Source organism: Peptostreptococcus anaerobius 653-L, assembly GCF_000178095.1.
In the GTDB taxonomy this organism is placed as follows: Bacteria; Bacillota; Clostridia; order Peptostreptococcales; family Peptostreptococcaceae; genus Peptostreptococcus; species Peptostreptococcus anaerobius.
Genome location: NZ_ADJN01000012.1, coordinates 12,339 through 26,002, shown reverse-complemented (window position 1 = coordinate 26,002; position 13,664 = coordinate 12,339). Strand labels below are relative to the sequence as shown.

The window sequence follows — 13,664 nt, the reverse complement described above, 5'->3', positions numbered from 1 at the left end:
TATCCAAATACAAATAGTTTTTCACCGACCAACTACTCTCTGAATTATATTTTAGATAATACTTTTCTCTATCATAGCTTTATTTTATATATCTATTATAATAATCATGTTAGGCAAATCTAGCCTAGTTTATAGGCTGCCTGTCTAACTAATAAACTTATTTTACCATTGGTTTTTGTAAAAATCAACATCTTTATCAAAATTGACAGAAAAATATCTTAGATTGCAAGTATGACATATCTTATCTACCAAGTATCTTGTACATCAGTAGGGCAGATGACACAGCAACGTTAAGGGATTCAGCCTTACCAAACATAGGTATCTTGACTAAAACATCAGACTGTCTTATCCAGAAGTCACTTATTCCATTGGCTTCATTTCCAACAACCAAGGCTGTATTTTCCTTATAGTCCACCTTATCATAATAATTTTCTGTATCGAGATAAGAAGACACAATATCTATGTCATTTACCTTTAGTAGGTCTCTTGCTTCTTCATTGTCAAGGCTCATCATATCCATATAAAACATAGACCCCATAGCAGACCTTACAACCTTTGGATTGTAATAGTCTACAGTACCCTTGATGCATATAATAAGGTCAAAACCTGCCGCATCAGCAGTCCTGATTATAGTCCCCATATTACCTGGGTCTTGAACCCTATCAACAACAACAATCTTCTTATGCTTATTTTTGTTGAAATCTTCACTATCCATCTTCTTTTTATTTATTACAGCCAATATTCCTTGAGAATTTTCAGTAGTTACTACCTGCCTAAACAAGGAATCATCCAAGATATACACATGGGTACTTTCTTTTAAACTTGCTATTAAGACACCCTTACTAGGATCATTATAAAATCTTTCATTAACAAAGACAAATTCTATGCTAGCACCGTATTCTATAGCAAGCTCTATAGTTCTTTGACCTTCAGCTATGTACTTTCCTTCCTTGTTCCTGTATTTTGTAGTCAACAAGGATTTTGTTAGCTTGAATTTATCGTTGTCCTTACTCTTAATATACATACTTGCCTCCTTTAAAGCATACCCTTAGCTACCTTCTGTATATCCTTGATCTTACCTGCTACAACAATTATATCTTCAGGAGAAAACTCCTTGTTTGGATCCGCCGGTACTTCAAAATGCTTATCCTTTTTAACAGCAACAACATTCATAGAAAACTTGTTTCTTATCTGGAGGTCTATCATATTTTTACCAACCCATGAGGAAGGCACTCTCATCTCAAATATAGTATGATTTTCATCTATATCCATATAGTCTAGTACATTTTCAAATACAAGAGACTTGGCTAGTTTTTCACCCATATCCACCTCTGGAAATATAACCTTGTCTGCCCCTATCTTGTGTAGTACCTGGGCCTGTAGCTTGTCCTTAGCCTTGGATATTACATACGGAACACCTGACTCCTTGGCTATAAGGGTAGCCATTATAGACGCCCTCAAATCTGTACCTATAGCAACTATAGCTACATCAAAATTGTTAAGTCCTGCATTTTTTAAGGCCATTTCATCAGCAACATCAACTATAGCTATATTTTCTATATCCTCGGAAAGTTGCTGGACAACCTCTTCACTTCCGTCTACAAGCATGACTTCCTGTCCTTCTCTTATCAATGTCTTGGCTACTGAAACGCCAAATCTACCCGCTCCTATTACCATGTATTGTTTCATTTTACACCTCTAAATATTCATATACTTTTAATTTTAATCTTACCTACTTTTTATATCATTCATATACCTATACTAGCCATATTTTAACATCCGTCACCTATCCAACCGTTATGCTCTCTTCAGCATATCTTACGTTTTTCATCTTGTTTTCCTTGATAAATATGGATACAAGGGTAAGGCTTCCAACTCTACCTGCAAACATCAATACTATTAGTATAAATCTTCCTAGTCCATTTAGGTTATTTGTACCCGCAAGAGACAGACCAACAGTGGCATAGGCTGATGTAACCTCAAAGCTAGACTCAAGTAATCCAAATTTCGGCCCTTGTGTAGCAGATATCAAGTAGGTTCCTACAAGCAAGAATATCATTCCCATTACCAATACGCCTATTGACTTTCTTATCGTATAGACACCAATCCTTCTCCTAAAGACCGTTATTTCACTTTCATTCTTTAAGAATGTCCTAAGTGCAAGCAACAATACAGCGAATGTAGTTGTCTTAATACCACCACCTGTAGAAGCAGGTGATGCACCTATGAACATCAAAAATATCATTACCAAGAGACTACTTTCCCTAAATTTGGTCAAATCTATAGTCGCAAAACCAGCAGTTCTAGCAGTAACAGACTGGAAGAAGGCAACCTCGAACTTCTCCAAGCCAGTCATTCCTGATAGTGAATGGTTATATTCACCCGTAAACAAGAGAACCGTACCTAGGACCAAAAGAAATACCATTATTAATACACCTAGCTTACTAGTAAGCTTCCACTTCTTAAGACTCTTTCCGGATAATATATTAGCTCCAACAAAGAATCCTGCACCACCTAAAATAATAAGGGCAGCAATTGTAAACACTACCACAGGATTGTTATAATAGTGGCTAATAGAAGTAAAGGCACCGTACTTTGAGCCAAACAAGTCAAAGCCAGCATTACAAAAGGCAGATATAGAGTGGAATACACTATACCCTATGCCCTTATAAAACCCAAATTCAGGTATAAATACCGTAGAGAGGATTATGCTACCAATTATCTCCACAGAAAATGTATATTTTATAACGGCAAGTACCATCTTTATAGTACCCGATATATGGTCTTGATTATAACTTTCCTTAATCAGTACCCTCTGCCTTATATCTACTTTTTTGCCTAAAAACAGGACAATCAAGGTACTTATGGTCATAAATCCCAAACCACCAATCTGAATCAAGAGAATTATGACAATCTTACCAAATAAGCTCCAGTGCAGGCTTGTATCCAAAACAACTAAACCAGTAACGCATACCGATGAAGTTGCCGTAAATAGACAGTCAATAAAGGGAGTCCATACACCCTTATTTGATGCTATAGGTAGGGTCAATAAAAAGGCCCCTAACAATATTATACTTCCAAATCCAAAAACCATAATCTGGGCTGGACTCAACCAGTACAGGATAGTTGGTTTGTTCCTAAACTTTTTTAACATTTGTTTTCTCCTAAGTTATAATTCCTATTAAAAATACCTTTTAATATCTAGTCAACCTTGCACATAATGTATATATAATAATACAAAATAGACTTTTTATCAAGCATATCCTATTTTTATTTATAGAATAAAAATAGCTAGGTGGCGACCATATAAGCAGTCATCACCTAGCCTATTAATTAAATTTTATACAGCTAACAAACTCTCTATTAAGTCTAAAATTTAAACTTATATACATTCGATTTATAGATTTCATTCCTATGACTGTCAAATAGCCTAAGCTCTATCTTCTTGACTCCACTATAGAAGGAATCATACAGTCTAATGTTCTTATCATCCTTAAAATCAGCCTCAACTTCTTTGCCGTCTATATATACCCTTGCATTTCTATTAAAGCCTTCACCAACTATATAAAAGTCTCCTCCCCTATTCTCTACTTTCTTAATCTTTAATGAGCCATTTCCAATTGTCATTTTATTGGCCTCTGGAACTTCACTATCCTTTAAGAAGTATTTCTTGCCAAATAAAACATCATATTGGACAAGTTCGAGCTTTTTTTGATAGTCTTTGTCATTTCTCATATAGGCATTGATAAGGTCAAAAGGTCCATACTTTTGTCCAGCTGCCTTCATTATAAGACTTGACATCTGGTAAGCCTGAAAATCCTTGCCCACATCTAACTTCCTAGTACCATAATTGTTGACTAAGGCAAATATAGAAGAATATAGGTACTCATTTTCTGGATAGGTCCTAAATAGGCTAAGACCTGGTAGGTGATCACCATATAGGACCAATACTGTAGGTTTCTTCCTCTTGTTGATTTCACCAACTAAGTCACCGACAAACTTGTCCATCTCATATACTTGGTTGGCATAGTACTCAACCTGATTTTTAAAGGCTGGATTCATACTGGCCTTTTCTATTTTTATGGGATAAGGCATTGCCATCCTAGATGATGGATATGAGCCATGTCCCTGGGTAGATACAGTGAACACAAATGAAGGTTTTGTATTTTTACTATCCTTGGATCCAAGTTCATCCATTATATATCTTGTAAGTACAGAATCCTTTGGCCAGCCCAAAGGAGTGTGTTCCAAATTGGTCATAGATTCTCCAGGTATAAATTTTCCAAAACCAAGATGCCTATAGCCCTTGTCTCTATTATAAAACCTCATATTGAAGTTGTGTATTGCACTGGCCTTGTATCCGCTTTTAGACAGGGTTCTAGCCATTGATATCGAGTCGTTCTCAGCCAAAAAAGTCTGATAAGGTATTTCCCCTGGATTTAGATAGTCAAAGTTCGCACCACTTAGGATTTCGTATTCTGTACGAGCAGTCCCTCCACCAGTAACCGGAACATTCATATGTCCAGAAGTATAGTTTTTCATGAGTTTTCTCATATTTGGCATTGGGTCTTGATTAAAAGTGACATTTTTTATTCTAGTTGGATCCATAAAGGCCTCTAACTGGACTACAATTATGTCAGGATTATTTTGTCCCAAAACCCTCTTGTCATACTTTTCCCTTTTGTCAACTTCTTTTCTGATTTCTTCAATGGTCTTCCTACTATAACCCTTAGGCTTCCTCCTAAATGACGATATAGTTTCCGACAAGAAAGAATAGACAAATCCATTGTGTTGATAAGATATATTTACATTCCAGGCTATGGGTACCAATATTTTTGCACTCCTAAGCTGGGGGGTTACAATAAGAAAAATACTCATCAAAACAATATATACGAACATATTTCTTTTAACCCTTGTCCTTATATATCCCTTATCTCTTTTATATACTATCACACTTATACCAATAGCGAGAGATATGCAAATAACTATCAAGGCTATGCCCTTAAACGACAGGAATATATTGGAAACTTCAAATGCCTCCTTGTATGAATACAAGTCATATGGAGATATAGGCATCCCTCTCATATCATTGACGATCCTACTGGCCGTAACCAACAGTATCAAAATAAATGTGGAAACATACAAGTAGAATTTCTTTTTAGAGACAAAAATAGCCACAGCAAATATTAGGAATAGCAATATCCAATTTACTATAAAAGCTAGAGGATAATCCATCATAAAACCAAAAAATTTACCTATACTTCCTCTGAATATCCATTCTATAGCTAAGAATACCACAAAGGAATAAATAGCATATAGGCTAATTTCAACATTAGCACTGGCCCAAGACTTGGTAACAGTGCTATTGTTATTGTTTATATTTAATTTTTTGCTATTATATTTTTTTCTACTGTAATATTTTTTTTTCTTCATGACTACCTATTTGCAGCATTAATACACTGTTTAATGACTGACCTATTTATACCTCCAAGAGATACCAACTCGCTAGCTCCCCTTAAAATAGACTTGTTATTGTTAGGTCCTACTAGGAAAATAGGTGCATTGTTCTTACCTGCTAAAGGACCACCTGTAAGAGCATCGACTAATTTATAACCATCACTCAAGTAGTATGAACCATTTGAGTTCTGATAGAACTGGTTTATTAAAAGAGAATTTGTATAGTATCTATTTTTGCCTGAAATTCTTCTTGCATTTAGGCTAGATACTAGGCCTTGTGATATAACATTGCTGCCACCTACTGCATATATATTATTAGTTCTAAGAACTATTGACATAGATTTTGAATCCATATTATTACCATTTGTAAGTAATATAGGTTCTCCATCTCTTGCAGCTATTGCTGATGCACTCATGGCATCGGCTTCTCCAAGTCTTCCGTTGGCTACAAATACCTTGCCTACTGAATTTTTTATGCTCAGTATTTCTCTAGCTACATTGTAACTAGTTTCGTATCTGTTTACTCCACCAATTCTCTTAACAGAAAATCCACCCATACTCTGGTCTCTTAACCTGTCTTCTAAGCCCCTACTAATTGATCCTTCTGAACCTATAATATATATCCTCTTAGCAATATCTATTCTTAGCTGTGTCTCATTTGGTATTGAGTCCTTGTGAACTAATAAAATAGGTGCATTTAAAACACCAGCAAGTCCACTGGCACTAAGACCATCAGCTAGCATATTATTATCTGCATTTACCAATATTACATTTTCATATGGTCCAAAGTTACCAGCTATACCACTTGCAGTAGCATACCTGTCTATTCCAGCTATCGACCTAACATCTCTGCTATCTAAGGCATTTACATTAACTGAAAGGCCCGCTAGTAAAATGGACGTCAGCAAGATACTCGCTATTTTTTTTCTTATCTTCATACTATCCTCCTCTTAAAAATAAAATATGAACAATAAAAACAGCCCTAAGGCTGTTTTTACGTATACTATCTTTCGCACTCCTGATTAGCAACTGTACAAGAAGTTTTGCAAGCTGACTGGCAAGATGTCTGACATTCTCCACATCCACCCTTAGCTGCACTCTTCTTTAGAGTAGCCTTTGAAAGAGTCTTCACATGCTTTTTTTCCATGTCTTTACCCTCCATACTATAATAAATTTTCTCTATTCATTATACCAAAATATGGATATAATTTCAAGTTTGCTTTTATTGTTCTAGCTTGTCCTCAACATTTTCTATTGGTTCTTCATTTGAAACTTTTTCAACTATCCTACCAATAGCCCATTTTTCGAATGGAACCTTAGTCCTACTTGGACCTAATTCTAGAACTACCTTGTCTTCATCTACCTTAGATACCTTGGCTATAATTCCACCAACTGTCACTACGGTATCGCCTCTTTCGATAGAGTTTCTCATTTCTTTTAACTGATTATCTCTCTTTTTCTGTGGTCTGATCAATAGGAAATAGAATATGACAAATATCAATACCCAAATTCCTATACCCATTATCATCTGATTCTGTGGCATACTATCCCTCCTAATAATTACTTACTACATATCCTTATTATAAACCATCTTTACCTTATTTACCATAATATTTAGCAAAGAATTCATTTCTAAAATCCATCAACCTATCATCCATTATAGCCTGTCTAACATCCTTCATAAGATTTAACAAGAAATGTAGGTTATGGTTGCTAATAAGCCTAGCTCCAAGTATTTCGTTTGTCTTTACCAGATGTCTTATGTATGACTTAGTATAGTTTCTACATGTATAGCAATCGCACTCTGGATCTAAAGGTGTAAAATCCTCTGCATAAGATGCATTTCTGACCACGACCTTACCCTGGCTAGTCATAGCTGTTCCATTTCTAGCTATTCTAGTTGGAAGCACACAGTCAAACATATCTATACCCCTTATAACGCCCTCTATTAAATCATCTGGTGATCCAACTCCCATCAGGTACCTCGGCTTGTCCTCTGGTAAAAGAGGAGTTGTATATTCTAAGATTTCATACATTAGGTCTTTAGGTTCTCCAACACTCAATCCACCAATTGCGTATCCTGGTAGGTCTATAGCTGTTATTTCCCTAGCTGATTGCTCTCTTAGGTCCTTGTACATACCACCCTGGACTATACCAAACAAGGCCTGATTTTCTGGATTTTTGTGGGCAGCCTTACATCTTTCTAGCCACCTAGTAGTTCTTTCAAGTGAGTTTTTAACGTACTCCCTATCAGCAGGATAAGGTGCACATTCGTCAAATGCCATCATTATATCAGGTCCTAGGGCATTTTCTATTTCCATTACCTTTTCTGGAGTCAAAAAGTGCTTTGAACCATCATGATGAGACCTAAACTCTACACCCTCTTCTGTTATCTTCCTAAGTGGACCTAGAGAAAATACCTGAAAACCACCACTATCAGTAAGTATTGGTCTGTCCCAATTCATAAATTTGTGCAAACCACCTGCTTTTTTTATAAGTTCATGACCTGGTCTTAGGTATAGGTGATAAGTATTTGAAAGTATAATCTGAGACCCTATCTCCTTTAATTCCTCTGGTGTCATAGACTTAACAGTTGCCTGTGTTCCAACTGGCATAAATATAGGTGTATCTATTACACCATGTGGTGTATGGAGTCTTCCAAGTCTTGCACCTGTCTGCTTACAGGTTTTAATTAATTCATATCTAACTGCGTACATTTAATATCCCCTTCTTAATTATGTCTTCTTACTTGTATTTAACTGTTTTTCATTTACCAATGACTTTATATCCAATATAAACCCTATATTATGTTCCTACTTAAAAAACATAGCATCACCAAAAGAGAAGAACCTATACTTCTCTTTAACAGCTTCTTCATAGGCAGAAAGAACATATTCTTTCTTTGATAGGGCACTTACAAGCATGACCAATGTTGATTCTGGTAAGTGAAAGTTAGTTATTAGATTGTCTACAACCTTAAATTTATAACCTGGATATATAAATATGTCTGTCCACCCAGTTTTGGCATGCATTTTACCATCTTCACTGGCTACGGATTCAATAGTCCTACAACTTGTAGTTCCCACACATATAATCCTCTTGCCATTTTCCTTTGCCCTGTTGATTTTTTCTGCAGCGTCTTCACTGACTACATAAAATTCAGAATGCATCTTGTGGCTCTCTACATCATCTACCTTTACAGGTCTAAATGTCCCTAAACCAACGTGAAGGGTAACAAATGCTAGGTCTACACCCTTAGATTTTATTTCTTCCAACAAGCATTCCGTAAAGTGTAGTCCTGCTGTAGGTGCTGCAGCTGATCCCTTATGCTTAGAATAGACAGTCTGATATCTTTCCTTGTCATCAAGCTTTGCAGTTATGTATGGAGGAAGTGGCATATTGCCTAGTTCATCCAATACTTCTTCAAATATACCATCATAGATAAACTTGACCATTCTAGACCCATCTTCTACTATATCAACAACTTCTGCAACTAACTTACCGCCGCCAAAAGATATCCTAGATCCTATTTTGGCACGTTTGCCGGGCTTAACCAAAGTTTCCCAAAGCTCACCATCTCTCTTCAATAATAAGAATTCAACCCTTCCACCACTTGATTCTTTTTCACCTATCAATCTGGCTGGTATTACCCTTGTATCATTTAGGACAAGGCAGTCACCCTCTTCTAAATAGTCTATTATATCCTTAAAAATCCTATGCTCTATCTCTCCAGTAGCTTTATCAAGTACCATAAGCCTTGAACTAGACCTATCTTTAATAGGTACCTGAGCTATTAACTCCTCTGGTAGATAGTATTTAAAATCACTTGTCTTCAAAATTTTCTCCCCTTTTTACTACTTTTTAACCTTGTCTTGTGGATACGGCATACCCAGGTGCTCATAAGCTCTAGGCATTGCTATCCTCCCCCTTGGTGCCCTATTGATAAAACCCAACTGCAACAAGTAAGGCTCATATACGTCTTCGATTGTATTTCTATCTTCTCCAATTGAGGCAGCAAGAGTGTCTAGTCCAACCGGTCCACCCCTGAACTTGTCTATTATTGTAGTCAAAAGTTTGTTGTCTACAAAATCAAGCCCCAACGAGTCTACACCTATCAAATCTAAGGCATCTACTGCGACATCATCCGTTATTTGACCATCTGCCCTTACCTGAGCAAAGTCTCTGACCCTCTTTAAGAGTCTATTGGCTATTCTAGGTGTTCCCCTTGACCTGGATGCTATCTGTATAGCTCCTTCATCTTGAATTCCTGCTCCAAGTATAGATGAAGACCTCTTGACTATCTCCGCCAATTCTTCTTCATTATAGTAGTCCAATTTTAAAATCACACCAAACCTATCCCTAAGTGGATTTGTAAGCATACCAGCCCTAGTCGTAGCCCCTATAAGGGTAAACTTAGGCAGGTCAAGTCTTATAGATCTCGCTGATGGACCCTTACCTATGATTATATCTAGACAGTTGTCCTCCATGGCAGGGTACAAGACCTCTTCAACCGACCTGTTGATCCTGTGTATCTCATCTATAAACAAAACATCATTCTCCTGTAGGTTGGTAAGTATCGCCGCCAAGTCACCAGCCCTTTCAATAGCTGGTCCTGATGTAATTCTAAGATTAACACCCATTTCATTGGCTATTATACCCGCTAAGGTAGTCTTTCCAAGACCTGGAGGCCCATATAATAAGACATGGTCTAGGGCTTCATTCCTATTTAAGGCTGCATCTATAAATATCCTAAGTTGTTCCTTGGATTTTTCCTGACCAAGATAGTCATCCAGACTCTTGGGTCTTAGACTATTCTCAATCTCAAAATCTTCTTCCTTCATTGTCGATGTTATTATGCGTTCTTCATCCATCTAAGACCCCTCCTTAAAATTTCAAGCTAGTCTTCATTATATACTCAAGTGCCTTCTTTATAATCACTTCAACATCCATACCAGGTTGCTTGACAAAGTTGACAGATTCTTGTGCCTCAGAACTTGTGTACCCAAGGGCGATAAGTGCGCTGATAGCTTCATCCTCTGAATTGTCTATTGCAATTTCCTTTCCAGAAAGTGGTAAGTTTTCCATAGTATCAAGTCCATCTATCACAATTTTTCCGACCTTGTCCTTTAACTCCAATATTATTCTCTCTGCTGTCTTTTTACCAACTCCAGGTGCCTTTGACATAGCAGTTACGTCAGAGTTAATTATTATAGACTGTATCCTTGCAGGTGGTGCAAACGACAATATACCCATACCTACTTTTGTCCCTACCTTTGATACTGATGTAAGAAGCTTAAACATTTCCTCTTCTTCCTTACTATAAAAACCACATAGGCTTATATCATCTTCTCTAACTATCATCTTTGTATATATCTTGGCCTCCTGACCAATTGATAGCTGGCTCAAAGTGGTTGTTGATACTAGCAATTTGTATCCGATACCATTGTTTTCTATCAATATATAATCAATGCCAATTTCATCGATTATCCCCTTTATGTATCCTATCATAATCTTCCTTTCTATTATAATATTAACCCTTTGGACTTCATTTATACTTTATTTATAACAATTTATAGCTTTAAATTAAAAATATACTATAAATTATAAGTTCAACGATTAATAATATTAAAATGTCTTCATCTGCTAAAATCTATTCAATTCCTTACTCAGCCTATTCGAATGAGCATGACATATCGCTATAGCCAAGGCATCCGCAACATCGTCCGGTTTTGGCACAGATTTTAGATTTAAAAATGATGTTACCATCCTCTGGACCTGACTCTTGTCCGCTCTACCATAACCACATACACCTTGTTTTACCTGGAGTGGAGTGTACTCGTAGATAGGTACAGAATGTTGAACGCAAGACAAAAGAATTACCCCCCTAGCCTGGGCAACCGTGATACCAGTTGTTATATTCTTGTTAAAAAATAATTCTTCTATACTTATTTCATCAATATCATAGAGGTGAAACAATTGATTCATGCCCCTATATATCATATCCAACCTTTCAACAGTCGGCATTTCGGCAGGGGTTGTAATAGCACCATAATCTATGGTCCTAAACTTGCTGTTTTTGTATTCGACTATACCATAACCAATTATAGCAAGTCCTGGATCTATTCCCAAAATAATCATATACTAATCACTTTCTAATTTGTTTGTAAAACTTTTTCATTATAACAAATAATTTTTAAGTTGTAATATTGAATATACAAACATAATTTATTATTTTTCTTAAAATGTATCACTATATATTTTACCACAAGTATATACATTAAACAAAATTTATTTATTTGTGATTTTTTTTATTAAATTAACTGTAATTAATATTAAAAAGTGATATAATAATGATTAGATAGTATAGTTCTAAATATTTCGAAATTATATATCTTAAATATTTTTGAACTTATTATACGTTGGCCTTCCACAAAAAATAATTTAAAATCTCATATGTATTATTTTCTCAAAGTTATTGTATCAATATTTGTTAAATAAAAAATAATACTTATATAAGAGGAGGTGTAATATGGATGTTTCACAACTAGGTTCTAAGTTAGCCGACTATAGAAGAAGTAATAATATTACTATCAAAGATTTTTCTAAGCGTTCAGGAATAAGCACTGCCCTACTTAGCCAACTTGAAAGAGGTCTAGGTAATCCAAGTTTAAGTGTCATAACATCAATAGCTCGTACAATGAACCTATCTGTATCATCATTATTCAAGGAGTCATTCACACTAGAATCTCTTGTAAGAAGGGTTGATGAACAACCCACAATTGTAGATTACTGCAAAAGCAACCTTGAATTTCAGTTGCTAACAGCTAGTGGCAAAAGCTCTGAATTTGACTTATACAGGGTAAAAATAAGAGCGAAAACTGAAACTGTATACTATCCATTATCTAACTTAAACAGTGAAGAGATAATCCTAGTAGAAAAAGGTGATCTTTCAATTTGCAATAACCAAGGAAGTGAAGTTGTATTAAATGCTGGCGACAGCATGAGATTGGTATCAGATTACAGATACAAGATAAAAAATCCATCAACTCAAGATACATCCGCCCTATACTTTGTATCTAGTCATAAGGATATTTTCAAAAAAAGAATCCTATAAATAGTCAGATATATATTATTCAATCTACATTAATTACAAAATGCTGCAGGCATAGCCAACAGCATTTTTTATTTACTATAGAATTTTCATTTATTATAGTTTTTTATTGTAAATCTTTTATTATAGTTTTTTATACTATATTCTCTACCTTATTATATTTTATTTGTTTAGAACATATATTTCTATATTTCTTCTACCAAAATTCCTCATGTTTTTAGGTGATTTCATAAATATGTCAATCATAGTACCTCTTATTATGCCACCTGTGTCATTGGCTATAAATACCTTATCATAATAAGGAACATAAACTCTAGATCCAAGTGGAATAACTTTCGGGTCAACTGCTATAGTTCCCCATCTAGGTCTTTGGCCTGAGGCTGTAGTTGTATCTCCAGAATAAGCACTTGCATTAGATATGTACTTTCTACCTGTTCCAATCAGATTTCCACTTCTATCATATACTCCATTTGCAATCCTAGCATTGTTTGAGCTTTTTGCTGGGGCAGGTGTCTTATTTTCCTCAACTACACTTGTATATTCACTATTATTTTTCAATTTTTCTTTTAAACTACCGTCCTGGTTAAAAACATACTTGTTGGCATTTATTGTTTGAACTCCACTTACCATATGTCCTTCTTTATTAAAGTAATACCAAAGACCACCTATTCTTTGCCATCCCTTAACAGCCTTATTTTCGCTGTAGTACATTTGTCTATTATTTACAGACTTCCACCCCTCTTCATTTTCTATCACCACGCCACTCTCTTCAGCAGCCTCTACCTTGCTAGTCGTATAAAAAGCAAACTGGCCAGCAAGTAATATTGCCATCATTATATTAAATATTTTCTTCATCCTTAATCTCCTTTTTTGTTTTAGTCTTACAAGCCATAAAAATAGGCTAATAAGTAACACTTTGTAACTTTTACCTTTCACAGTTTTATATTCTACTATATTTGTAACAAAAATGCAACCTTTTTTCACTTTCTAAAGAATTAATCACGCTTGAAAGTCTTTTTATTTTAGTTAAATAAAGAAATAAATTACATTTTGTTATATATTTCATATACCTTATCTATTTAATAATTCAAATCAT

14 protein-coding genes and 1 other annotated feature (1 of these 15 only partly in view) are annotated in these 13,664 nt (G+C 35.3%); of the genes, 1 reads left to right on the top strand and 13 read right to left on the bottom strand.

From position 1 onward, the window contains the following. Positions 1-84: a binding site (T-box leader), on the bottom strand (it extends 185 nt beyond the left edge of the window). A 157-nt stretch (positions 85-241) separates the two neighbouring features. The 12 genes from HMPREF0631_RS01000 to ruvC all read right to left on the bottom strand — a co-directional run bounded on the left by HMPREF0631_RS01000 (position 242) and on the right by ruvC (position 11,595). Further along, positions 242-1,024, bottom strand: coding sequence for a TrmH family RNA methyltransferase (locus HMPREF0631_RS01000; protein WP_002842796.1), 783 nt, complete (start codon positions 1,022-1,024; stop codon positions 242-244). Between the two features lie 11 nt (positions 1,025-1,035). After that, positions 1,036-1,689, bottom strand: coding sequence for a potassium channel family protein (locus HMPREF0631_RS00995; protein WP_002842830.1), 654 nt, complete (start codon positions 1,687-1,689; stop codon positions 1,036-1,038). 97 nt (positions 1,690-1,786) lie between these two features. Further along, positions 1,787-3,154 carry a TrkH family potassium uptake protein gene (locus HMPREF0631_RS00990; RefSeq protein ID WP_002842822.1) on the bottom strand — a complete coding sequence of 456 codons (1,368 nt, stop codon included), beginning with the start codon at positions 3,152-3,154 and terminating at the stop codon, positions 1,787-1,789. A gap of 215 nt (positions 3,155-3,369) precedes the next feature. Then, the gene (locus HMPREF0631_RS00985; RefSeq protein WP_002842811.1) at positions 3,370-5,433 is read right to left on the bottom strand and encodes an LTA synthase family protein; all 2,064 of its coding nucleotides are present in this window, start codon (positions 5,431-5,433) and stop codon (positions 3,370-3,372) included. Positions 5,434-5,435: 2 nt separating this feature from the next. Beyond that, on the bottom strand, positions 5,436-6,395 hold the full coding sequence (locus tag HMPREF0631_RS00980) for a cell wall-binding repeat-containing protein (protein WP_002842758.1): 960 nt from the start codon (positions 6,393-6,395) through the stop codon (positions 5,436-5,438). A gap of 65 nt (positions 6,396-6,460) precedes the next feature. After that, positions 6,461-6,604 carry a six-cysteine ranthipeptide SCIFF gene (scfA, locus tag HMPREF0631_RS09605; RefSeq protein ID WP_002842773.1) on the bottom strand — a complete coding sequence of 48 codons (144 nt, stop codon included), beginning with the start codon at positions 6,602-6,604 and terminating at the stop codon, positions 6,461-6,463. A gap of 75 nt (positions 6,605-6,679) precedes the next feature. Further along, positions 6,680-7,000 carry a preprotein translocase subunit YajC gene (gene yajC / locus HMPREF0631_RS00975; protein WP_002842802.1) on the bottom strand — a complete coding sequence of 107 codons (321 nt, stop codon included), beginning with the start codon at positions 6,998-7,000 and terminating at the stop codon, positions 6,680-6,682. A 55-nt stretch (positions 7,001-7,055) separates the two neighbouring features. After that, positions 7,056-8,174 carry a tRNA guanosine(34) transglycosylase Tgt gene (gene tgt / locus HMPREF0631_RS00970; RefSeq protein WP_002842759.1) on the bottom strand — a complete coding sequence of 373 codons (1,119 nt, stop codon included), beginning with the start codon at positions 8,172-8,174 and terminating at the stop codon, positions 7,056-7,058. A gap of 96 nt (positions 8,175-8,270) precedes the next feature. Continuing rightward, positions 8,271-9,293: a tRNA preQ1(34) S-adenosylmethionine ribosyltransferase-isomerase QueA gene (gene queA / locus HMPREF0631_RS00965; protein ID WP_002842764.1), complete on the bottom strand. Its 1,023-nt coding sequence runs from the start codon at positions 9,291-9,293 to the stop codon at positions 8,271-8,273. Between the two features lie 18 nt (positions 9,294-9,311). Further along, positions 9,312-10,328, bottom strand: a complete 1,017-nt coding sequence (ruvB, locus tag HMPREF0631_RS00960; RefSeq protein WP_002842794.1) for a Holliday junction branch migration DNA helicase RuvB — start codon at positions 10,326-10,328, stop codon at positions 9,312-9,314. A 13-nt stretch (positions 10,329-10,341) separates the two neighbouring features. Further along, positions 10,342-10,965: a Holliday junction branch migration protein RuvA gene (ruvA, locus tag HMPREF0631_RS00955; RefSeq protein ID WP_002842812.1), complete on the bottom strand. Its 624-nt coding sequence runs from the start codon at positions 10,963-10,965 to the stop codon at positions 10,342-10,344. A 135-nt stretch (positions 10,966-11,100) separates the two neighbouring features. Continuing rightward, on the bottom strand, positions 11,101-11,595 hold the full coding sequence (ruvC, locus tag HMPREF0631_RS00950; protein ID WP_002842817.1) for a crossover junction endodeoxyribonuclease RuvC: 495 nt from the start codon (positions 11,593-11,595) through the stop codon (positions 11,101-11,103). Positions 11,596-11,986: 391 nt separating this feature from the next. Here ruvC and HMPREF0631_RS00945 point away from each other — a divergent pair, with 391 nt between their 5' ends. Continuing rightward, on the top strand, positions 11,987-12,571 hold the full coding sequence (locus HMPREF0631_RS00945; protein WP_002842827.1) for a helix-turn-helix domain-containing protein: 585 nt from the start codon (positions 11,987-11,989) through the stop codon (positions 12,569-12,571). A gap of 159 nt (positions 12,572-12,730) precedes the next feature. Here HMPREF0631_RS00945 and HMPREF0631_RS00940 read toward each other — a convergent pair whose 3' ends face one another. Then, complete coding sequence (locus HMPREF0631_RS00940) at positions 12,731-13,423, bottom strand: 3D domain-containing protein (protein WP_002842780.1); 693 nt, start codon at positions 13,421-13,423, stop codon at positions 12,731-12,733. Positions 13,424-13,664: the final 241 nt, after the last annotated feature.

Coding starts and splice junctions, on each gene's coding strand:
- HMPREF0631_RS01000 (WP_002842796.1), bottom strand. CDS start 1,024: ATGTATATTAAGAGTAAGGACAACGATAAATTCAAGCTAACAAAATCC.
- HMPREF0631_RS00995 (WP_002842830.1), bottom strand. CDS start 1,689: ATGAAACAATACATGGTAATAGGAGCGGGTAGATTTGGCGTTTCAGTA.
- HMPREF0631_RS00990 (WP_002842822.1), bottom strand. CDS start 3,154: ATGTTAAAAAAGTTTAGGAACAAACCAACTATCCTGTACTGGTTGAGT.
- HMPREF0631_RS00985 (WP_002842811.1), bottom strand. CDS start 5,433: ATGAAGAAAAAAAAATATTACAGTAGAAAAAAATATAATAGCAAAAAA.
- HMPREF0631_RS00980 (WP_002842758.1), bottom strand. CDS start 6,395: ATGAAGATAAGAAAAAAAATAGCGAGTATCTTGCTGACGTCCATTTTA.
- scfA (WP_002842773.1), bottom strand. CDS start 6,604: ATGGAAAAAAAGCATGTGAAGACTCTTTCAAAGGCTACTCTAAAGAAG.
- yajC (WP_002842802.1), bottom strand. CDS start 7,000: ATGCCACAGAATCAGATGATAATGGGTATAGGAATTTGGGTATTGATA.
- tgt (WP_002842759.1), bottom strand. CDS start 8,174: ATGTACGCAGTTAGATATGAATTAATTAAAACCTGTAAGCAGACAGGT.
- ruvB (WP_002842794.1), bottom strand. CDS start 10,328: ATGGATGAAGAACGCATAATAACATCGACAATGAAGGAAGAAGATTTT.
- ruvA (WP_002842812.1), bottom strand. CDS start 10,965: ATGATAGGATACATAAAGGGGATAATCGATGAAATTGGCATTGATTAT.
- ruvC (WP_002842817.1), bottom strand. CDS start 11,595: ATGATTATTTTGGGAATAGATCCAGGACTTGCTATAATTGGTTATGGT.
- HMPREF0631_RS00945 (WP_002842827.1), top strand. CDS start 11,987: ATGGATGTTTCACAACTAGGTTCTAAGTTAGCCGACTATAGAAGAAGT.
- HMPREF0631_RS00940 (WP_002842780.1), bottom strand. CDS start 13,423: ATGAAGAAAATATTTAATATAATGATGGCAATATTACTTGCTGGCCAG.